Source organism: Bacteroidota bacterium, from assembly GCA_040388375.1.
Classification (GTDB): domain Bacteria; phylum Bacteroidota; class Bacteroidia; order UKL13-3; family UKL13-3; genus JAAFJM01.
Map to the genome: position 1 here is coordinate 1 of JAZKBU010000009.1, position 22,901 is coordinate 22,901.

Annotated in this window: 14 protein-coding genes, 1 tRNA gene and 1 other RNA gene; 12 read left to right on the forward strand and 4 right to left on the reverse strand. The window is 35.4% G+C overall.

Annotation, left to right across the window (positions count from 1 at the left end; genetic code table 11):
* The 8 genes from typA to ffh all read left to right on the forward strand — a co-directional run.
* A partial coding sequence (gene typA, locus V4538_13855) for a translational GTPase TypA (GenBank protein MES2382127.1) occupies positions 1–1,799 on the forward strand: 1,799 nt, incomplete at its 5' end.
* Positions 1,800–2,046: 247 nt separating this feature from the next.
* Positions 2,047–2,123 (forward strand) — tRNA-His (locus V4538_13860).
* 190 nt (positions 2,124–2,313) lie between these two features.
* Positions 2,314–10,209 (forward strand): FG-GAP-like repeat-containing protein, encoded by a 7,896-nt coding sequence (locus V4538_13865; GenBank protein MES2382128.1) that lies wholly within the window; start codon positions 2,314–2,316, stop codon positions 10,207–10,209.
* A gap of 159 nt (positions 10,210–10,368) precedes the next feature.
* Positions 10,369–10,716, forward strand: a complete 348-nt coding sequence (locus V4538_13870) for a hypothetical protein (protein MES2382129.1) — start codon at positions 10,369–10,371, stop codon at positions 10,714–10,716.
* Complete coding sequence (locus V4538_13875; protein MES2382130.1) at positions 10,709–12,370, forward strand: PHP domain-containing protein; 1,662 nt, start codon at positions 10,709–10,711, stop codon at positions 12,368–12,370. Before V4538_13870 ends, V4538_13875 begins: the two co-directional genes overlap by 8 nt.
* A gap of 13 nt (positions 12,371–12,383) precedes the next feature.
* Entirely contained in the window at positions 12,384–12,818 is a 435-nt protein-coding gene (locus tag V4538_13880) for a hypothetical protein (GenBank protein MES2382131.1), read from the forward strand.
* A 119-nt stretch (positions 12,819–12,937) separates the two neighbouring features.
* Positions 12,938–13,315, forward strand: coding sequence for an START-like domain-containing protein (locus V4538_13885; GenBank protein ID MES2382132.1), 378 nt, complete (start codon positions 12,938–12,940; stop codon positions 13,313–13,315).
* Positions 13,316–13,474: 159 nt separating this feature from the next.
* The gene (ffh, locus tag V4538_13890) at positions 13,475–14,803 is read left to right on the forward strand and encodes a signal recognition particle protein (protein ID MES2382133.1); all 1,329 of its coding nucleotides are present in this window, start codon (positions 13,475–13,477) and stop codon (positions 14,801–14,803) included.
* Between the two features lie 63 nt (positions 14,804–14,866).
* Here the strand turns inward: ffh and V4538_13895 are convergent, their stop codons facing one another.
* Positions 14,867–15,289, reverse strand: a complete 423-nt coding sequence (locus V4538_13895; protein ID MES2382134.1) for a septal ring lytic transglycosylase RlpA family protein — start codon at positions 15,287–15,289, stop codon at positions 14,867–14,869.
* A 183-nt stretch (positions 15,290–15,472) separates the two neighbouring features.
* Between V4538_13895 and V4538_13900 the strand changes: the two genes are divergently transcribed.
* Positions 15,473–15,772, forward strand: coding sequence for a YbaB/EbfC family nucleoid-associated protein (locus tag V4538_13900; protein MES2382135.1), 300 nt, complete (start codon positions 15,473–15,475; stop codon positions 15,770–15,772).
* Positions 15,773–15,842: 70 nt separating this feature from the next.
* Complete coding sequence (locus tag V4538_13905; protein MES2382136.1) at positions 15,843–16,544, forward strand: carboxypeptidase-like regulatory domain-containing protein; 702 nt, start codon at positions 15,843–15,845, stop codon at positions 16,542–16,544.
* 6 nt (positions 16,545–16,550) lie between these two features.
* On the opposite strand, the gene V4538_13910 is transcribed toward V4538_13905, so the two are convergent.
* Both V4538_13910 and V4538_13915 read right to left on the reverse strand, forming a co-directional pair.
* Positions 16,551–17,495 carry a transglutaminase-like domain-containing protein gene (locus V4538_13910; GenBank protein ID MES2382137.1) on the reverse strand — a complete coding sequence of 315 codons (945 nt, stop codon included), beginning with the start codon at positions 17,493–17,495 and terminating at the stop codon, positions 16,551–16,553.
* A gap of 85 nt (positions 17,496–17,580) precedes the next feature.
* Positions 17,581–20,211: a M1 family aminopeptidase gene (locus tag V4538_13915; GenBank protein MES2382138.1), complete on the reverse strand. Its 2,631-nt coding sequence runs from the start codon at positions 20,209–20,211 to the stop codon at positions 17,581–17,583.
* 16 nt (positions 20,212–20,227) lie between these two features.
* Here V4538_13915 and V4538_13920 point away from each other — a divergent pair, with 16 nt between their 5' ends.
* Both V4538_13920 and ssrA read left to right on the forward strand, forming a co-directional pair.
* Positions 20,228–20,725, forward strand: coding sequence for a biotin/lipoyl-containing protein (locus V4538_13920; protein MES2382139.1), 498 nt, complete (start codon positions 20,228–20,230; stop codon positions 20,723–20,725).
* Between the two features lie 78 nt (positions 20,726–20,803).
* Positions 20,804–21,176: a transfer-messenger RNA gene (gene ssrA, locus V4538_13925) on the forward strand.
* Between the two features lie 1,472 nt (positions 21,177–22,648).
* Here ssrA and V4538_13930 read toward each other — a convergent pair.
* On the reverse strand, positions 22,649–22,828 hold the full coding sequence (locus V4538_13930) for a hypothetical protein (GenBank protein ID MES2382140.1): 180 nt from the start codon (positions 22,826–22,828) through the stop codon (positions 22,649–22,651).
* Between the last annotated feature and the right edge of the window lie 73 nt (positions 22,829–22,901).

The following is a 22,901-nucleotide window of genomic DNA, read 5'->3' on the forward strand; positions in this document are numbered from 1 at the left end:
GAAACATAGCTATTATTGCCCACGTAGATCACGGGAAAACTACATTGGTTGATAAGATCTTACATCAAACACAACTTTTCCGCGAAAACCAACAAACAGGCGATTTAATACTAGATAATAACGATTTAGAGCGCGAACGTGGTATTACCATTTTAGCAAAAAATATTTCGGTACAATACAAAGGTTACAAAATTAATATTATTGATACCCCTGGTCACGCGGATTTTGGCGGTGAGGTAGAGCGTGTATTAAACATGGCTGACGGTGTATTATTATTAGTAGATGCTTTTGAAGGCCCGATGCCACAAACTCGTTTTGTATTACAAAAAGCGTTGGCATTAGGTAAAAAACCTATTGTAGTTATTAACAAAGTAGATAAACCAAACTGCCGTCCTGATGAAATTCACGATGCTGTTTTTGATTTATTCTTTAATTTAGATGCAACTGAAGCACAATTAGACTTCCATACTATTTATGGTAGCTCTAAACAAGGTTGGATGGGTAGAGATTGGAAAAATCCTACTGAAGACTTTACATCATTATTAGATGATATTATTTCTGAAATTCCTGAACCACACGTGGAAGAAGGTAATTTACAAATGCAAATTACTTCACTGGATTATTCTTCATTTACCGGAAGGATAGCTATTGGACGTATTTTACGTGGCAGTATAAAAGTAAATCAACCTATTAGCTTAGTAAAACGCGATGGTTCAGTACAAAAATCACGTGTAAAAGAACTTTACGTTTTTGAAGGCTTAGGTAAAATGAAAGTAGAAGAAGTAGGTGCCGGAGATATTTGTGCTATTATGGGTATTGAAGGTTTCGAAATTGGTGATACTGTTGCTGATTTTGAAAATCCGGAAGGCTTAACACCAATTAATATTGATGAGCCAACTATGAATATGTTATTCTGTATCAATAACTCTCCTTTCTTTGGTAAAGATGGAAAATTTGTTACTTCTCGCCATTTACGTGACCGTTTGTTCCGTGAATTAGAGAAAAACTTAGCATTACGCGTTGAAGAAACAGGACAAGCGGATTCTTATTTAGTTTTTGGCAGAGGTATTCTTCACTTATCGGTTTTAATTGAAACCATGAGACGTGAAGGTTACGAATTACAAGTTGGACAACCACAAGTAATTATAAAAGAAATTGATGGCGTTAAATGTGAGCCTATGGAGATTCTTACCGTTGATGTTCCTTTGGAAGTATCAGGTAAAGTAATTGAATTAGTAAGTCAACGTAAAGGCGATATGATAATAATGGAGCCTAAAGGTGATTTAACCCATTTAGAATTTGAAATTCCTTCGCGTGGTATTATTGGTTTACGTAACAACGTATTAACTGCTACTGCCGGTGAGGCTATTATGGCTCACCGTTTCAAAGCATTTGAGCCTTGGAAAGGTCCAATACCTTCTCGTTTAGCTGGTGTTATGATTAGTGGTGAGCAAGGTACTGCCATTGCTTACTCTATTGATAAATTACAAGACAGAGGTAGTTTCTTCGTAGAAGCCGGTGACGAAATTTACATGGGTCAGATTATTGGTGAAAACAATCGCCAGGACGACTTAGTGGTAAACATTACCAAAGAGAAAAAATTAACCAATATGCGTGCATCAGGAACTGATGATAAAACCCGTATTGCGCCAAAAATTAACTTCTCATTAGAAGAATGTATGGAATATATTCAAGGTGATGAGTACGTAGAAATTACACCTAAATCATTACGTTTACGTAAAATTCACTTAAACGAGAATGACCGTAAACGTTTTAAAAACTCAATGGCTTCTAGCTAATAAACTGTTTTTAAATGGATACTAAAAAGCCAAAGCATAATTGCTTTGGCTTTTTTATTTTATATACTATGTGCTATTGGACTAAAAATGATGTGATTATTCAACGCTCATAACACTACTTTTCTCAAGCAGTATCAATAATACCAACACCATATTATTATAAACCAAACACTTGAAATAATCTTAAAAAATTGTATTGCTTTTTTTTAAAATAAACATACTTTTGCAACCCAACAAAATTAAAACGGTGGTTTTAGCTCAGCTGGTTAGAGCGCCTGATTGTGGTTCAGGAGGTCGTGGGTTCGAGCCCCATATTCCACCCCATTTAAAGCCTTGATATTTTCAAGGCTTTTTTGTTTTTATACCCTCCATTTAGCAACTAATTTCAGCTCATTGCCAAACAGTTAATGCCTTTTGTAAAACTTTAAAACAATGTACTGTTTCTATCAGTAATTAAAGTCTAATTTATTACTTTGCACCTTTTAATCTAAAAATAAATAAACTTAAATACTATATGAATATTAAAGCTACATTTTTATTGTTAGCAGCTCTACTTTTAGCAAACTTAAGCTCAAATGCCCAGTATTGTACTCCAAGTAATGGAGGATGTTTAAGTCCTGAGATAACACAGGTAACTTTTAACACATTAAACGCATCCAATGTGTGTGCTGGTACGAATGGGTATAATTACTATTCACCTTCGGGTGCTTCAACCACTACCCTTACACCGGGCAATACTTATACGCTTACGGTAAGTGTAGCTGCAACTGCCATTGGTTCTGTTTGGATCGATTTTAATAGTGACCAGGTTCTTGATGCGTCTGAGTGGACTCAGTTGGGAACTAGTTTTTCGCCTTCAGCTTCTGTTAACATTACTGTTCCTTCCAATGCAGTAAATGCATTAACTAGAATGAGGATTAGAACAAGGGCTACTTCCAACAACAATGGTTCAACAGATGCCTGTACTACTTTTGGATCAGGAGAAACTGAGGATTATGATATTACTATTGGTACACCTGTTCCTCCACCTGTTTTAGGCCCATTGCCAACTATTACATCTATTTCGCCAATTATTGGACCTATTGGTACACTTGATACTATTTACGGAACCAACTTTAATACGACAGCGGCTAATAATACGGTAACCTACGGAAGTGTAAATGCAAATATAGTAAGTGCATTAGCCAACAGACTGGTTGTAAATGTGCCTCAGGGTATAGTTAACAGACCTATTACTGTAAATACAAATGGTTTGACTGCTTTTTATCAAAATGCTTTTTTACCTACATTTACTAATGCTGCACCTATTAATAACTCAACAAGTTTTACCATTCAAACACAGTTAAGTACCAGTAATTTTTTCTATAAAGTTTTACCTATTGATTTAGATGAAGATGGTAAAATGGACCTTGCAGCATTAAATAATAACGGGCAATTATATTTATTTAAAAACATTGGCAATACCGCTTCATTAAGTGGTAGTAGCTTTGCTCCACCATTAGTAATAGCGGTTAGTGTGTATGCACAAAATTTATTTGTGGCCGATGCTGATGGAAATGGAAAATTAGATTTTGTACTGACCAATCCGGGTATCAGTTCTTTTTCTGTTATCAGAAATTTAATTCCTAAAAATACAACGGTATACTCTACTGCCATGCTAAGTGGCAGGTATGATTATACTATCAATGCACCTTATTTCTTTGATGCCAGTGATTTGGATGGTGATGGAAAGGCTGACTTTGTTTTTAGTAATTACAGCAATTATACAGTGAGTGTATTAAGAAACACCGGTTACCCGGGTACAGTTTTATTTGCTCCAACAATTACTTATAGTACCGGTAGTTCTCCTTATGGTATGGCCATTGCCGATATTGATAACGATGGGAAAAAAGAAATTATTACCGCCAATCTTTCTTCGAATAACTTAAGCATATTTAAAAACAACTGTACATCAGGAACCATCGCTTTTGGTACTGCTGTTAGTATTCCTACGGCTTCAAGCCCTTACGATATAGATGTGGCTGACTTTGACGGTGATGGTAAAACGGATATAGTGGTGGTGAATCAAAATATCAATTCTATTTCTATTTTCAAAAATAGCGGTTCTACGGCTTCCTTATCTACAGCATCATTCAATACACGTGTTGACTATGCTACGATAGGCAGTGGCTCTCCTTCAAACGTAAGAGTAGGCGAATTAAACGGTGATGGTAAACCTGATATTGTTGTAGTATATAATAATGCTTCTTACTTTAGTGTTTGGCAAAATAATTTTACCTTAGGATCCATTAATTCACTGTCGTTACAAACAAGAGTTGATGTAAGTACACTTAATTTTGCTGGAGCTACACCGGCCATTTGCGACTTGGATAACGACAATAGAAGTGATTTGACTTTTGTTTCTCCATCAAACACATCTGGTATTACCTTTTTTAAAAATCAAATAGGTGTATTCAGGGTAAATACTTTATCCACTACTGTTTTTAATGCAGGTGCCAGTATCAGTATTCCTTTTACATCAACCTTAACAATAAATCCAGGTAATATTTTTACAGCCCAACTATCTGATAGCAGTGGCAGCTTTGCAAGCCCTGTTAATTTGGGTTCTATTATAGGTACCTCGTCTAATACAATAACTGGTACTATTCCCGGCAATGCTATACCGGGCCTTAATTACAGAATTCGTATTATATCTACTTCGCCCGGCTTTATTTCCGATGTTAGCGCGGCTGTCAGAATAATTATTCCGGCCAGTATTACTTCAATAAGTCCAAGAGTTGCAAGCCCGGGAGCACAGATTACGATAACAGGTACCAACTTTAGCCCTATACTGGCTGAAAACATAGTTTATTTTGGTGCACAAAAAGCTATAGTAACCGGTGCCACAACAACAACTTTAACTGCTACAGTTCCTGTATCAGCTACTGAGGCCAATGTTTCAGTAACGGTATTAGCAAATATTGCTTACTCATCACAACATTTTAGTCCAACATTTGTGGGCAATGGAATCATTAACTCTTCAACTCTTGGTGCTTCTACCAGTTTTTCATTGGGAACAAGTCCATTAACAGTTGAGGCATGTGATATAACCAACGATGGTAAACCGGATATTATTGTTCCTATTAATGGTCCTTCTAACCCAAGTAACAATATATTCCTGAAAAATACAGCAACTGCAGGTATTATTAATGTAAGCAGTTTTGCAGGTGGTACTGCACAAGCTACCGCAGGAACTGCATGGGCAAGCCAAATGGTAGATTTAGATGGTGACGGTTTAAAAGATTTATTAACCGTTAACAATAACGTTTCTACTTTGTCAGTTCAAAAAAATACAACCACAGGTAATGCAGTAAGTTTTGGAACAAGATTCGATTTAACGATTGCTTCAAGTGGAACGGGTATTGCTTATACTGATATTGATGGTGATGGTAAAACAGATATTGCCTCTGCAAATTTCAGCACTAACAATGTATCTATATTTAGAAATATTGGCTCAGGCGGTGTATTAAATACTTCGTCATTTGCATCACGTATTGATCAAACTGTTGGTTCTGGCCCTGTATTTATTGCTTTTAAAGACATTGATGGTGATAAAAAACAAGATATGGTAGTAATAAATAATACTGCCAATACTATATTCATATACAAAAACACAAGTACTGCAGGAAGCATTTCATTTGCAACAGCAAGCAGCTTTGCTACACAAGTATCGCCACGCGTTTTAACTTTTACCGATTTAAATGCTGATGGTAAAGTAGAGATTTTAGTAACCAACCAAACATCAAACTCGGTTTCTATTTTTGAAAATACTTCAATCGTTGGTACCATCAGTTTAGCAACAAGAGTTGATTTAACTACGGGTAACGGACCTTGGGGAGTAGCTGCAGGTGATATAGATGGAAATGGCAAACCGGATATTGCAGTAGCCAACTTTACAGCAGGAACTGTATCATTATTTGCCAATAATTATACTTCAGGAACCATTACTTCTGCTTCATTTGCAACCAGGGTTGATGGGGCTTTAGGTACATCAACACAACCAACCAATATTGCCATTTGCGATATTGATGGTAATTTAAAACCGGAAATAATTGCCACTTTATATGGTAATGGTACCGTTGCAGTTTTTCCTAATAACACACCTACGCTGGCTATAGGCTCAGCACCATCACAAGTTTGTTCGGGCTCAACGGTAGCTATACCTTATACAGCTACATTAACTTTTAACCCAGGTAATATATTCTCTATCCAGTTATCTGATGAAAATGGAAGTTTTGCATCTCCTATTAGTATTGGTTCTGCCATTGCTACTACGTCAGGTACTATTAATGCTATTATCCCAACCGGATTAAATGTTAGCAGCAATTATTTAATACGCGTTATATCTACCAGCCCTGCCGTTATTTCAGCCAGCAGCGCAAATACCATTACATTGAACAATTGCCCTACTATTACCAGTATAAGCCCGTTAAGTGGCGATATAGGAACAACGGTTACTATTAACGGTTCTAATTTCAGCACTACGTTAAATAATAATATAGTATATTTTGGTGCAGTTAAAGCTACGGTTACTGCTGCCACCGCTACTAGTATTACTGCTACTAACCCTTTTGGTAATAATTATAAAAGCATTTCGGTAACTAATTTAAGTAATAACTTAACTGCCAGTTATAACAAACCTTTTAATACCACCTTTGCCGGTGCAAGTGCTACATTTAGCAGCAATAATTTCAGTATCCCTTTTGTTGGTATATCCGGTAATACGCAACCATTATCAATGGCTACCGGAGATTTAGATAATGATGGTAAAACAGATATGGTAAGTTGTGGTAACAACAATTCTGTCTCTATTTACAGAAACTTTTATTCAATCGGTAATATCAATGTCTCTGCATTTCCAAGTAGAACTGATATTAATTTAACCAATACCAGTAATTTTGTTAAAGTAGCAGATATGGATGGTGACGGGAAGCTAGATGTAATGGTATTTACCAATTCAGGTCTTTCTATTTTAAAAAATACAACCACTGCAACAGGTAATATAACCTTTGCTACTGTTATTGATATTACTACTCCTGCTGCATTATACAGTGGCTGTATTGCCGATTTAGATAATGATGGTAAACCAGAAATAATAGCAACAACATCAACAAATATTATGTATGTATTTAAAAATGCTACTGCTCAAGGTAATATTATACAATCATCATTTACAAGAGCAGACATAACTGTTTCTAGTGGTGGATATTTCTGTACTCCGGCCGATTTTGATAATGACGGTAAAATGGATATTGCATTAACATTTGGAAGCAGTGCATTCAATATTTTAAGAAATACCGGAGCTGTAATTGGAAGTTCTTTATTTACTACCATAAGTTTAAGCAATGGAACAAGTTCTTATTTCATTGCAGCAAATGATTTTGATAATGATGGCAAAACAGATATTGCCATAGCCAATTATAGTTCTTCTTTTATAACTGTTTATAGAAACAATTATACCAGTGGTAATTTAACAGCGGGTTCATTTACTTCACAAGCAGCACCTATTACCAATTCAGGTTCATACGGTTTAGTAGCTATGGATATTGATGGTGATAACAAAATAGACTTGGTAAACAGCTCTCAATCGGGTTATTTAAGTGTATTAAGAAATGTATCGACCAGTACTATTGCATTTAACAGCGCCTACACCGTTTCATCTACTACTGGAACTTTGGTAGGAACAGAAGTGGGCGACTTTAACAATGACGGTAAAATAGATATTGCAGCAACCGGTTACGGAAACAATAATGTTTATATATGGCAAAATACAACACCAACTTTTTCAGTTGGAAGTGTTGGAACTTCATCATTTTGTTCCGGCTCATCGGTAACCATTCCTTATACAGCACCTTCAGGTTTATTCTCATTGGGTAATGTATTTACAGCCCAGTTATCTGATAGCAGTGGAAGTTTTGCAAGCCCTGCTAATTTAGGTTCGGTTATTTCAACCAGTTCAGGCACCATCAATGGTACTTTACCAAATAGCTTATTCAGCAGTTCAAATTACCGTATCAGGATTGTATCATCTAACCCCAGCAGCATAAGTACTAACTATACCCTTATCAATGTAATTGCTTGTCCGAATATTACTTCATTCTCACCTCTTGCAGCCGGTGTTGGTACAACTGTTACTATTAACGGAAATAACTTTAGTACTACAGCGGCTAATAATATTGTGTATTTTGGTTCAGTAAAAGCAACCGTTACAAGTGCATCAAGTAGTCAATTACAAGTTACCGTACCAGGTGGTGCTATCAATAATCAAATTAGCTTAACCGTAGGCAATTTTACTACCTTAAGTGCTTTGTTATTTACACCTACTTTTACCGGTAACGGTACTATTACAACAGCTAGTTTAGCAACCCGTGCTGATATTATAACCGGTTTAAACGGAGTGCGCGGAGCTACTTTAGCCGATTTTGATAACGATGGTAAACCCGATATGTATGTAGCTAATTCAGGTGCTAATAATATCAATGTATATAGAAACCTTGCTTCGCCAGGACCTATCACCACTTCATCATTTACTTCAGCAATAACCTTGGCTGCTACTAACCAACCATGGTTCCAAGCTGTAGCCGATTTTGATAATGACGGTAAATTAGATATAGCAACAGTAAACTTAAGTTCAAATACTGTTTCGGTGTTCAGAAACACAACCACCGCAGTGGGTACTATTACTTTTGCCACAAAAATTGACTTTACTTTACCTGCCTCTGCTTCACCTTATGGTATAGCAACAGGCGACATCGATGGCGATGGATTAATTGACATGGCTGTAGCCAACTTAAATACAAATAGTGTTTCCCTGTTTAAAAACAATAGCGTTAGCAATAGCATTAACTTTGCTTCTGCGGTTAACTTTACTACACTTACACAACCATCATCTATTATAGTTGCAGAAATAGATGGCGATGGAAAACCGGATATTGCTGTAACCAACTTTGGAAGCAATCAAATATCAGTGTTCAGAAACATAGCAGCCGTTGGAACAATTAATACTTCATCGCTTGCATCAAGAAATGATTTTACCTGTGGAAACGGGCCTTTCTATATGAGCGATGCGGATATAGATGGTGATGGAAAAATTGATTTAGTGGTACCAAACTATACAGGTAACAACATGACTGTATTACGTAATACCAGTGCTATTGGTTCTGTTAATTTTAGCAGTAGCAATTTCTCTACCGCAGGCGCAAGTGGTATTAATGCTATTGGCATGGGCGATATAGATGGTGATGGGAAAGTGGATATTACTACCGCAAACAACAGTACCAACAACATTACCTTGTATAAAAACAACAGTGTTTCAGGTATTATATCATTGGGTACAGGTATTAATTTTGCAACTCCAAACGGAGTGGTATCGACTTTTATTTGCGATATTGATGGAGATAACAGACCTGATATATTAACATCTAATAATACTGCAAACAATATTTCGGTTTTCAGAAACAGTATTTTAGCTCCAGAACCAACAGTACAGGCAACTACTGTTACAACCAGCTTAATAACCAATACCAGTATAACCGTAAACTGGACCAATGGAAATGGAAGCAGACGTATTGTTGTTGCAAGAATCATTAACCCTGTAACCAGCAATCCTGTTGACGAAACCAACTATACCGCAAATACCAGTTACGGTAGCGGTTCACAAGTTGGTTCAGCAAACTTTGTAGTGTATAATGGAACAGGAACTTCAGTTACTGTTACAGGTCTTGCCTTGTTTACACAATACCATTTTAGTGTATTTGAATACAATGGAACAGGAGGTTCAGTTAATTATTTAACCCCTACTACAGCCACAACAAATGCTACAACCTTACCGGTAACCCTAGTTGACTTTAAAGCCGAAAAAATAGGTGACGATGCTTTATTAACCTGGAGTACTTCAACAGAAATAAATAACAACTACTTTGAAGTGCAACGTGCCGAAGACAATAAAAACTGGATAGCACTGGGTCAAGTAAAAGGAAATGGCAATGCTACTTCATTATCGAAATATAAATTCACTGATAAGCTTTCAACTATAAACCCTGCTAGTAAAACTATTTACTACCGTTTAAAACAAGTTGATTTTGATGGTAAGTTTGAAATATTACCAACCAGAGTTATCCAGTTAAATGATGAAGCTGCTACTTTAGAAATGTATCCGAACCCGGCTAAAGATTATGTAACTTTACAGGTAAGTGGAGCTACTGAATGGCAATACAAAGTATACAATACCAATGGTACTGTTGTATTAGCAAATGAGGTAACTAACAATAATACTACACAGGTTGATATGAATAGCTTGCCTAAAGGCATTTACTTTGTAAAAGTGGAAATGAACAAACAAGTTTTTGTAAAAAAATTAGTGGTAGAATAAGCTACTCCGTTTATTCCTTATAAAAAGTTCCGTTCATGTTATTATGAACGGAACTTTTTTATTTTAATACAGCCTTACCTGATTAAATATTTCTATTTTCAATCATCGCTTTTATTATTATTGCCAAACGCAATTTTTACTAAACATAACAACAAATAAGTGGTCGATAAATTAAGAAAAACGGAAAACCTGCACGTCATTTTTTGGTTGATAAAAGATATGTTTTGGATGATGGAATTTAAAACGTTGGGCACTATAATGATGTTACCTACACTGGCTATGGCTTTTTACGTAACGTATTTATCAAAACAACATGTTAATTTAATTATAGTAAACATTTCTATCGTTTTTTGGATTTGTGCCAATAGCGCTTGGATGCTCAGCGACTTTTATGGCGATTTACCAAGATCAGTTTCCCTTATTTTTTTTATAACTGGAATTTTAACCATGCTTGTTTATGTTTGGAGAGCCCATATAAAACCTTATTTATTTAAAACCCATGACTAACTCTGATATAGCCGACTTATTAAAACTGTATGCTGATTTAAGCGAACTCCATGGAGGCAATCCATTTAAAATAAAATCGTTTGCCAGCGCTTCATTTCGCATTGATAAATTACCAACTGTATTAGCAGGTAAAACAATAGCCGAACTTGAAAAAGTAGAAGGTGTAGGTAAAACTTTAGCTGCTAAAATTTTTGAAATAAACGAAACCGAAAGTTTTACAGATTTAACCGAACTGATTGCACAAACACCCGAGGGTGTGTTGCAAATGATGAAAATAAAGGGCATTGGCCCCAAGAAAATAGCGCAAATATGGAAAGAGCTGGAAATAGAAAGTATTGGAGAACTACTATATGCCTGTAAAGAAAACAGGTTGGCACAAGCAAAGGGATTTGGTTTAAAAACACAACAAAATGTAATTAACCAGATAGAGTTTATGTTTGCCAGCGAAAACAAATTTCATTACGCTACTACTGAACAAACAGCCCGTGAATTGGTTGAAGAACTCAATAAACTAAATTTGTTTGAAGCCCTATCATTTACAGGAGCCTTAAGACGTAAATTAGAAATTATTGATAGCATTGAATTAATTGCTGCTACTGCAAAATCAATTGATGAAATAACAAGTACAATACAAGCAAGCAATGCACTTACAAACGTTAGTAGCAACCAACATATAATAAGCGGTACATATAAAAACATACAAGTTAGCCTATTTATAAGCTTGCCTGCACAATTTGCATGGAACCTGTTTGAAACAACTGCCAGTGCAGCACATTTACAATTGTTAGATTTGAATACAATCAATAAAAGTGAAACTACTGAAACAGCTATATATGCAAGTATAAGCCTACCTTATATTGAGCCTGAGTTACGAGAGGGTTTACATGAAGTAGATTACGCCAAACAAAACAAACTACCACAACTAATTGAATATACCGACTTAAAAGGTGCATTGCACAACCACTCTACCTGGAGTGACGGATTAAACACCATTGCCGAAATGGCTAAAGCTTGCCAGCAAATGGGTTATAGTTATTTTGGTATTGCAGACCATAGCAAAGCTGCTTTTTACGCCAATGGCTTAGATGAAGAGCGCATTATTAACCAACAAGAAGAAATAGACAAACTCAATAAAGCCAATAGTGCATTTAAAATATTTAAAGGAACCGAATGCGATATTTTATACAATGGTCAGCTAGATTACAGCAACGATGTATTGGCTACTTTTGATTATGTGGTAGCTTCCGTTCATAGTATTTTAAAAATGAACGAAGAAAAAGCCATGAGCCGTTTAATAACAGCTATTGAAAACCCATACACCACCATACTGGGCCACCCGACAGGACGATTGTTATTATTACGTCAGGGCTATCCTATTAACCACCAAAAAGTAATTGATGCCTGCGCTGCCAATAACGTAGCTATTGAAATCAATGCGCATCCTTATCGTTTGGACCTTGATTGGCGTTACATAGATTACGCTCTCAACAAAAATGTAATGCTGTGCATTAACCCTGATGCGCATAGTATAGAAGGCTTAAAAGACATGTATTACGGTACTCAGATTGGCCGTAAAGGAGGTTTAACTGCCGCACAATGTTTAAATGCTTTTGATACCGAAAAATTGGATGCCTATTTTAAACTAAAAAAATAACTACCCCACTAAAATGTTAAATAAACTAATAGAATTAGTAAGAGAAAACGCTGGTGATTTAATTACCAACAATGAAAATATAACACCCGAAAATAAAGAACAGGCTATTGTTGAATGTGCCCAAACAATTATAACAAACCTTAAAAAAGTATTTTCATCGGGCAATATTGCAGGGTTAACAGAGTTAATTAAAAGCAATAATATTAATGCTGATAACAAAATTGTAAGCGATATAATAACAACCTTAAGTGCGACCTACACTACCAAATTAAGTATAAATGAAACGGAAGCTAAGCGTATAAGCACACACTTAATTCCAACGGTACTTACGCAACTTATCAGCAAAACAAATAATCCAAACGATAATACTTTTGATGTGCAAACTATATTGAAAGAAATTGGTGGTGGTGGTTTAGCCGGAATGTTAGGAGGTTTCTTTAAATTTTAAGAAATATAGCAAAAACAAGGCTTTAGCACTTATTAAAAAGATTTTTTTTATATAAACTTTGTAAAGTGGATTGAAAAATTATATTTGCTAAACAGCATTTAAATTAAATAACATTAACCATGGCTAGAAAACAAATAATAGTGGAGTTCCCAATCAAAGCATCTCCTTCATTAGTATTTAACTATATTAGTACCCCAAGCGGGCTATCCCAATGGTTTTGTAACGATGTTGACATTAGAAATAATATCTATAAATTTAAATGGGATGGCGAAGAAAACTCGGCTGAATTACTAAAAAAAGTAAACAATAAAATAATGAAATTCAGATGGACTGAAGCCTCTAAAGATGAATATTTAGAATTTGAAATTTCAGTGGATGAATTAACTGATGATGTTTCGTTGGTTATTACCGATTTTATAGAAGAAGCAGAAGAAAAATACACCAAACAACTTTGGGAAAGTCAGGTACACGATTTAAAAAGCTGTATCGGAGCATAAACAAAAAGCCATTCTATTTGAATGGCTTTTTTTATGAAAAATACTTCCTATTTATTACTAAACAGCCCTGTTTTACAGCACTTTCTTAATTTTGAAATGTATTGATTAGTTCATGAGAAAATGTATCTTCGCCCACCAAAAATATAGTCACTAGCCAACATGTTTGAAAATTTAAGTAGTAAGTTAGATAAAGCGTTTAAAACCCTGAAAGGGCAAGGTAAAATAACCGAAATAAACGTTGCTGAAACAGTTAAAGAAATTCGTAAAGCTTTAATTGATGCAGACGTTAACTATAAAATAGCCAAACAATTTACCGACACAGTAAGAGAAAAAGCACTTGGACAAAACGTATTAACAAGCGTTTCGCCAGGACAATTGTTAATTAAAATTGTAAGCGATGAATTAACTGAATTATTAGGAGGCAAATCAGAAGGAGTAAATACAAGCGCTCCATTGAGTATTATATTAATGGCAGGTTTACAAGGAAGTGGTAAAACTACCCACTCTGCTAAACTGGCCAGCTACTTTAAAAAACAAGGCAAAAGCGTTTTATTAGCTGCTGCCGATGTTTACCGCCCGGCTGCTATTGAGCAATTAAAAGTATTAGGTGAACAAATAGACGTTCCCGTGTACTTTGAAATGGAAAACAAAAATCCGGTTAAAATTGCAGAAAATGCTGTAAAAGCGGCTAAAGAAGGAAACCACAAAATATTAATTATAGATACTGCGGGTCGTTTAAGTATTGACGAAGAAATGATGGCCGAAATTGGCAACATCAAATCAAGTGTTAAGCCACAGGAAATATTATTTGTAGTAGATTCCATGACCGGGCAAGATGCTGTAAATACAGCCAAAGCCTTTAACGATGTATTGGACTTTACAGGTGTTATTTTAACCAAGCTCGATGGTGATACCCGTGGTGGTGCCGCTTTATCAATTAAAACAATCGTTGAAAAACCCATCAAGTTTGTGGGTATGGGCGAAAAAATGGAAGCCCTTGATGTTTTCCATCCGGATAGGATGGCACAACGTATTTTGGGTATGGGTGATATTGTTACCTTAGTGGAACGCGCTCAATCCGTATTTGATGAAGAAGAAGCAGCTAAAATTCAAAAGAAATTACTAAAAGACCAATTTACTTTTGAAGATTTTTATAGCCAAATTCAACAAATCAAAAAAATGGGTAACCTGAAAGATTTGATGGCTATGATTCCGGGTGTAGGTAAAGCCATTAAAGATATTGATATCAGTGATGATGCCTTTAAAGGAATTGAAGCCATTATTAATTCAATGACCCCGGGTGAGCGTAAAACTCCCGATATTATTAATGGTACAAGAAGAAAACGTATTGCTGATGGTAGTGGAACAGATATTCAACAAGTAAATCAATTACTTAAACAATTTGAAGAAATGCGTAAGATGATGAAAACCATCAATAAGTTTCAAGGTGCCGGCAGAAGCATGAAAAACTTACCATTTATGAAATAGGAAAAAACATATTCCATAAAAAAAGCCTCCGTCAAATATTGACGGAGGCTTTTTTGTTAATACCTATTGCGATTTATCTATCCATAACTGAGCACTATCAGGCACCTCATGAATAATAACCATACTAAAACCGTGACCAAAAATACCTAAATGACGGGCAGCCCTTTCCGATACATCAATAATTCTTTTTTTATGAAAAGGCCCCCTATCGTTGATACGTACAATAACCCATCTTCCATTTTTAGGGTTGGTAACTTTTACCCGTGTATTAAAAGGTAAAGTTCTGTGAGCAGCCGTTAACAGTTTCCTTCTATATTTTTCTCCGCTAGCCGTTCTCCGTCCTTCAAACTTACGGGCATAGTAACTGGCATTGCCTTTCTGCGTTTTTAGTTTCTTTTTGGGTATGCTGTCGTTTTGCGCATAAATGCTTCCAACAATAAAAATTGCTACACCTATTAAAAATATTTTTAGTATGTACTTACCCATTCTTTACCTGCAAATTAGAAAAATTATTGACATATTTACCAGCATCTTTTACCATTACCCCGTTACAAATGCTGTAACTCAAAATAAACCAAACCAATAACACACTTTTACTCACTAAAAACATTAATATTATTTGATTTTTTGAGCAATGGTTATATTTGCTTTCACTTAAAAATAAAAACCATGTTTGGAAAATTAAACGAAGCAAAAGAAAAGGCTGAACAGATAAAACAAAAATTAGAATTAATAACAGTAGAAGGTAATGCCGAAGGGATTAAAGTAATTGCCAATGGAAACAAAAAAATTACCAATATTAGCATTGATGAAAACTTGCTGAAAGCAGAAAACAAAGAGCAAGTAGAAGAACTGTTAGTAACAGCTATTGAACGTGCCTTAGAACAAGCAGAAAACGTTTCTGCAGCCGAAATGCGTTCTCTTATGGGTAGCATGATGCCGGGCTTAGGTGGCTTATTTGGTAACTAATTGCAACTTTGTTCGTATTAACCCTAAAATAGATCACTTGCAAAAATTAAGTTCCTTTTTTACAATACTCATGCTATTGTGTTTTACAACAAGTAAAGCGCAACAGAATAAGCTATATATTAAAGGTTATGTTGTAGGGGCCGATACCAGTTCACCTATTGCCCTTGCCAATATTCATAATATAAGTTCAAACAACAGGTACATCACCAACAGGTTTGGAGCCTTTGGTATTAATGTTTTAACTACCGATACACTAGAGTTTTCAGTAATAGGTTATAAAACCTATACTTTGGTATGTGCTAACTATATAAACCAGGGCGATGTACCCATAGTAATAAAACTGCAACGCAGTTATATAAAATTACGTGAAGTAAATATTTCAGGACAAAAACGTAAGCAGGACTCTATGGCCAGAGCAGCTGCTAAACGCTTAAAGACAGATCCCCTTTTAAACAACTACAATACCTCCATATCCATATACAATGCTTCACAAGGAGGTATGTTAAGTAGTATTTTAGCTGGTGGAAATAAAAAAATACAAGAATACGAAAGGCTTATGCGCCTGCTTGAAATTTATCAGGAGCATAACTTAGTAAGCGAAAAATACAATATTGATTTGGTTAAAAGAGCTACGCTATTGAATGATGCCAAAGCGCAAGACTTAATGCACTTTTGTAATTTGCCTAATTATTTTGTCCTAAACTCCAACGAGTATGAAATAATTTTAGCCATTAAAAATTGTTATGAGGAGTGGAAAGTAAAAAAGAAGTAACGCCTGTTACTCATCAAAATTGGCACCTGTAATATCAGTAAAATGATTCAAAGGAGGCTCCCCTAAAATATACAATATATTAAACACCTGCGCTTCACTCTCCGTATCACCTCCCATTTTATAAGCTGCCGCCAGATTACGTAAAACTCTTTTTATAATAGTAACATTATCGCAAGGTTCAAAATAAGCAGGTAATAGCTCTAAACGCATTTGTGTTACAAATTGCTCAAGACTTGTTCGGGTAAATATACCGCCATTGTTAAACGCATTGATATAAAATAAAGCCTGTTTGTTTTCAGCACTTATTTTTTTGTCGTTGTTAAAATCAAAATGGCTTAAATCAAATTTATCTTCTTCCAAATAGGCCAACATAAAATGTTGAGGTAAGTTTATACCAAAAACAGGCAACTGTAGTTTTTGAGCAACCAGCATATAAACTATGCATAACATAATTGGGTTACCTTGTTTGGTTACAAAAAAATCGCTTATAAAAGAGTTACTGGGGTTATGATAATTCTCTACATTTCCTTTAAAACCATGTATCTGGTAAAAAGCATAATTCAGTATTTTTACCTTTTCAAACGGAGTAACATCGTGGCGCATTTCAAGCCAAGCTGTTAAACGAATTTTTTCTATTTCTACATTCAGCTCGTGCTTTTGTACTTTAGGATATTTAAACTGTGTAACCAAAAATACACCCTCCAATAAATCCCTGTCTTCGCTATACAACCAGTGTTTAAAATCAACAAGCAGTTTATTGTATTGTATTTTATCAACCAGTTGGCTAATGACCAAAACACTTTCTTCATCGTGGTTTACAACTAACTGTTGCTCTATAATAGGCAAGGCATCAATTCCATAAGACAATAACTTTTGCTCTACTAAATTAGCAACTTCCTTGTCGCTATCATCAAGCAATGTTAAAAGTGATATTATTTCTTTTGAATCCAATGGCTAAGCAAAAATTTGTTTTGTAAACTTATAGTATTTATCAAACTAAAACAACAAAACTAAGGCGCTGCTTTTTAAGCTTAAATTAATGTTCTTTTACAAGCGCCTCCAACTGGTCGATAACTTGCTCAATCTTTTTGCTTTCAGCAGTTAATTCAGCATTGCTATTATTTTGTTGCAATGCTTTTTTTATGGCACTATTTTTACCTTCCAAATACTCCTTTACTTCATTAACCGTATTGAACAGTAAATATTTTCGCTCCTCTCCTTCCAGCTTTTTATTTATTTGCTCAAACACAGGAACGGCATTGGCTACATAATCTATTTTAGAACGTATTAAATATTTGCTATACGCATACATAATATTTCGTTTACCAAAACTGGTATTGTTAATGGCATTACTAAAAAATGTATTTTCATCCTGTAACGAGTTTTTTGATATAACAGAACTTACCGCCATAGCAATGGAATAATTTTTATAGTTACGCCATTTGTTAGCCACTTCCAGTGCCAATAAACTGTCCGTATAATTTAACCCGTACATGGCATTGGCCACTACCTGGTTGGAGCTATCAAATTGTGCTTCGGTAAAATAAGGAATGTACTTTTTATTGTTTAAAGTATAAAAATACAACAAGGCCGATGCACGTATAGAAGCTTTATTTTTAAAATGAAGCAAAGGGGTCATTAACTTTTCAAACTCGGGCTGGTGTTTTGCATTTAATAAAGTAATGGTTCTTATACCCAATTGTACTATTTGATGATGCGTATGGTTTAAACAATACTCAATCGCATTTTTTAAATACGGAGTTAACTCATTGCCATTTTCTTTATAGGTTTCAAACAAACCCGTCATAGCTTGTTCTTTGGCTTTCCATGTATTTACTTTAGTTAATTGTGTATACCAGTTGCTTTCACTTTGTTTCCAGTCTAACTTAGCTACCAAAGCCTTGTTTGCATCAAAATTGATTAAATAAACTGAATCGCCTTCAAAAGTAAATGTTTGTGTTGCTTTGCTTACCAATACAGGTACTTGCTTCACACCTCGTTTATCATATACTTCCACTACAAATGGCAAACGGTACAAACCAACACTGCTATCTTGCTTCTGTATAACCTGCATTTGGGCTGAATTACTATGGTAGGTAGTTTTTACTTCTAACTCCGGGTGGCCTGCTTTTAAAAACCACTGGTTAAAAAACCAGTTTAAATCCAACCCCGTAGTTTCTTCAAAAGCCAAACGTAGGTCATGTATTTCTGCACTCTTAAACCTGTTTTTAGTTAAATACAATTGCAGTGATTTGAAAAATGCATCATCGCCTACTTCCTTTCTGAGCATATGTAATATACGCCCACCTTTGCTATAGCTTACGCCATCAAACATATCTTCCTTGTTGTGGTAATAAAAACGAATAGGTGTTTTGGCTGCATTCTGCTTACTTCTTAAATAGCCATTTAGGTTTGATTCAAATACTGCATCGGCTTCTATATTGCCATGTTTCCATTCATTCCATATATATTCACCATAAGTAGCAAAACTTTCATTCAAGGGTAAATTACTCCAGCTTTCAGCCGTAGTTAAATCGCCAAACCAATGGTGAAACATTTCATGTGCTATAATATCTTCTTGGTCATTATCCAAATGTTCGCGTGCATCGTGTTGTACAAACTCGCCATGCAATACAGCCGAAGTATTTTCCATAGCACCACTCACAAAATCGCGTACAATTATCTGGCTAAATTTTTCCCAAGGGTAATCAACACCCAGCTTTTGACTAAAACAGGTTAACATCTCTTTGGTCGGGCCAAAAATTAAATCAGCATACGGATGATAGTCTTTTTCTAAATAATAACTCACCTCTATAGAGTCGTGCCATTTATGTTTGGTAATAGCAAATTCGCCAATAGCCATCATGGTTAAATAAGGTGCATGTGGTAAAGTTTGTTTCCAGTAATCAGTATGCGTACCATCAGCATTTTGTGTTACACTGATTAGTTTACCATTGCTCAAAGTAACCTCATTGGCCTGAGCCGTTATCCATAATTCCTGTGTATGTTTTTCATTAGGTGCATCAATGGTAGGCATCCAGCAACTGTTGCTTTCTGTTTCTCCTTGTGTCCATATTTGGCGTGGTTTATTTACATCCGTTTTTAGCGGATTAATAAAATACAAACCTTTGGCATCCCTTATGGCAGCACTTCCTTCTGCTTTTATTTCATTAGGCTTGGCTGTATAATTTATAAACACCTGAAAGGTTTCACTGTTGGTATACGTTTTATCTAACGTAATATGCAATTGCAAGCTATCGTAAGTATACTTTACATTCACCGTATCCTTGTTTTTAATAATGGCTACTCTGTGCAACTCCAACCCTTTGGTATCAAAAACAGCCGTATTGGTAGCATAAAAATAGGGCTTACACAATAAATTTACTTGGCCATAAGCATGTTGTTTTTCGTAGTTAAACCTAATTTTAAGCGAGGTATGCAATAAGTCAATACTTTTAGTTCTGCTGGCCTGATACTCAGCCGGACTTTTAAAAGCAACAATATTTATTTGTTTAGCCAATAAACTTGGCTGACTGTTTTGGGTATCGCTATTTTTATTTACCTTGCAGCCCGCAGTAAAAATTACTGCTGTAGCTATTAGTAAGCATATTTTATTCATTCGTGCAATAATAACAAGTATGTAAGCAATAGCAAAAATTAATGACATAAAAGCTTTTTAAAACATGTTGCGCATTCAATTAAACCAACAAGAGTATTTATTCGACAAAAAAATGGAAACCGTTTTACTGGATGGGCAAGCTGTAAATGCCGATGTAGTAAAGATTGATCGCAATAAATTTCATGTGTTAATTAATAACCAGTCGTACAATATTGAACTTTTAGCTAAAGACGAACAAGCCAAAAACCAAACCATATTGGTAAATGGTAAAAAGCAAACCGTTGAAATTAAAGATAAGTATGACGACTTATTGAAACAATTGGGTATGGATAAATTAATGGGTAATAAAGCAAACCTGTTAAAAGCACCCATGCCGGGCTTGGTTTTAAAAGTATTGGTAAGCGAAGGGCAAGCAGTAAAAAAAGGTGACGGGTTATTGATATTAGAAGCCATGAAAATGGAAAATATTATAAAAGCTACTACGGATGGAGTAGTAAAAAAAATACATATAGCCGAAAAAAATGTGGTTGATAAAAACCAGAAAATGATTGATTTTGAATAAAATATTGCACCTAGCAACTGGCCGCTGGCTACTAGCATTTTGCTAATAGCCGAAAGCCAGAAGCCAGATGCTATAATGGGGGTTGACCGGTTTTGACGGGGTGAGCAAGGGTTATGTTAGCATGCCGAGCGTGGAGAATTTAGCTCGTTAATAGCAAGTCTCAAAATTCTATCTGGCGAGTCTAACTTCGCTATGGCTGCTTAATCTAGGATTAAGCAATTGCCATTGTCTCGTAAAATGTTAAGTTTTGTTTCGTTTTACAATAGAGGCATCATTTAAACCAAACCTTTTAGCAGTATGTTTATGGCTGCTTTAAGTACTTAATAAACTATAAATTAAGCAGGCCCGAGGAACAGCCAACTTAGTTCGAACAAACAATGTTTCTATAAGCATGTAGAAGGCATAGCAATTCCATTTCCGGACGAGGGTTCGAATCCCTCCAACTCCACCAAACAGGACAACTCCAAGTTATTTGAGAGTTGTCTTTTTTTTGTCCCTTTGAAACCGTTATCAATATTGAGTGTCTGCCTCACAAATTCGTTTACTTTTGTGGTTCGACATTTAAAACCATCAAAACTCAACTTTTTGGGGAATATCGAACTTAATAAAAGCCCTTTACCTCTTACATCGCATGTTTGATAGATGTTTTCAAGATTCGATACCCATTTGATTGATTTTTCTATTTTCTGAATTAGCAAAGTATCGTTTTGTTGCAGCGTATCAAGTTGCTGTACTAAATCGCTTTTTAGTTCCTCATATTTCTTTCTCATGCTAGCATAATCCGAATGGGTTATTTTGTTATCTACTAACATATCTTGTAGGTTCTGTAAGCGTGTTTCTTGTTGACTAATTTGCGCCTTTAAATCCTTTATTTTCTTTTCATCTCTATTCGTATTGATACCTATGGTATCTTTAACTAATGCCTGATATAAATTTTGTATGTCATTTGAAAATTTAAAATCCGCTAAGATTTTCTCCATAGCTTCATTGGCTAAATCCGCTTTATACCTTTGTTTTTTGCAACTATTGCAATGGTAATAAAAATGTCTTTTCCCTGTTCTACTTCGAGAAGCACTGCCCGTAATATGTCCTCCGCAATGGTTACAAACTAAAATACCCCTTAACGGTAATTCATCCTTTTGAGTTACTACACTATGCTTATTGGTTTCAATTCTCCTTTTGTATAATCTGTTTTGTACTTGGTTAAATATGTCCTCTGATATGATAGGCTCGTGTACTGCTTTTGTAAGGTATTCCTTTTCATTTTCTCCTGCGGGTACTTTGATATAACCATAATACATCGGGTTACGAAACATTACATAAAGTTGTGTTCTTGATATAGTAACACCTTTCTCCTTTAACTGTTCTTTTATAATTGGCATAGCTACTCCTTTGGCTATTTCTCTAAAAGCATTGGCAATGGCAGCGGCTTCCTCATTAGGAACAATAATAGGCTTGTTGTTTTCATCCCTTTTGTTTGCATATCCTCTAGGGGCAGAACAAGTAATACGCCCTTGTTTCCTTGCCCCTCTGATACCTCCATTTATTTTAATAGAACGCCTGTCATTATCAATTTCGGGTAGTGCTAGATAGAATGCTAAAAGAGCTTTATTTTCGGGTATAGCCATATCAAGGGGTTGTTCAATGGCTTGTGCTTGTACTCCTAGCTTTTTTAATTCGCTAATCATCATATAAGCCTCGGCAGTATTGCGTGAGAACCTATCCCATGAGGTGAATAAGAGTACATCAATTGTACCCTTATTCTTTTTCAGATAAGTAATAAACTCCTTAAAAGCAGGTCTATCAAATGTTTTAGCGGAATAATCCTCTTTAAACACTTTGGCAATGAATATTGTATTGCGCTCACAATACTTGTTTAAGCTATCTAATTGCACATCTAATGAATATCCTTTGGCTTGTTCGTCACTCGAAACTCTCGCCATTAATGCCGCTTTCTTTATCATAGTCAAAATTTTTGTTTGTGTGAATGTTTTGGAATTCGATTAACTCCAGTAATAAATCTCTGATTTGTTGTGTTTCTTCTTGTGTGTACTTGTTTCCTTGTTGTTGTAAAATGGTTTTACATTGTTCTAAACTTAACATAACAGCGTTTGGGCTGTGTAACTAAAAGCTCGGGCTTCGAGGTTTTAATAGTTGTTCATGCTAGAGCCGCTAA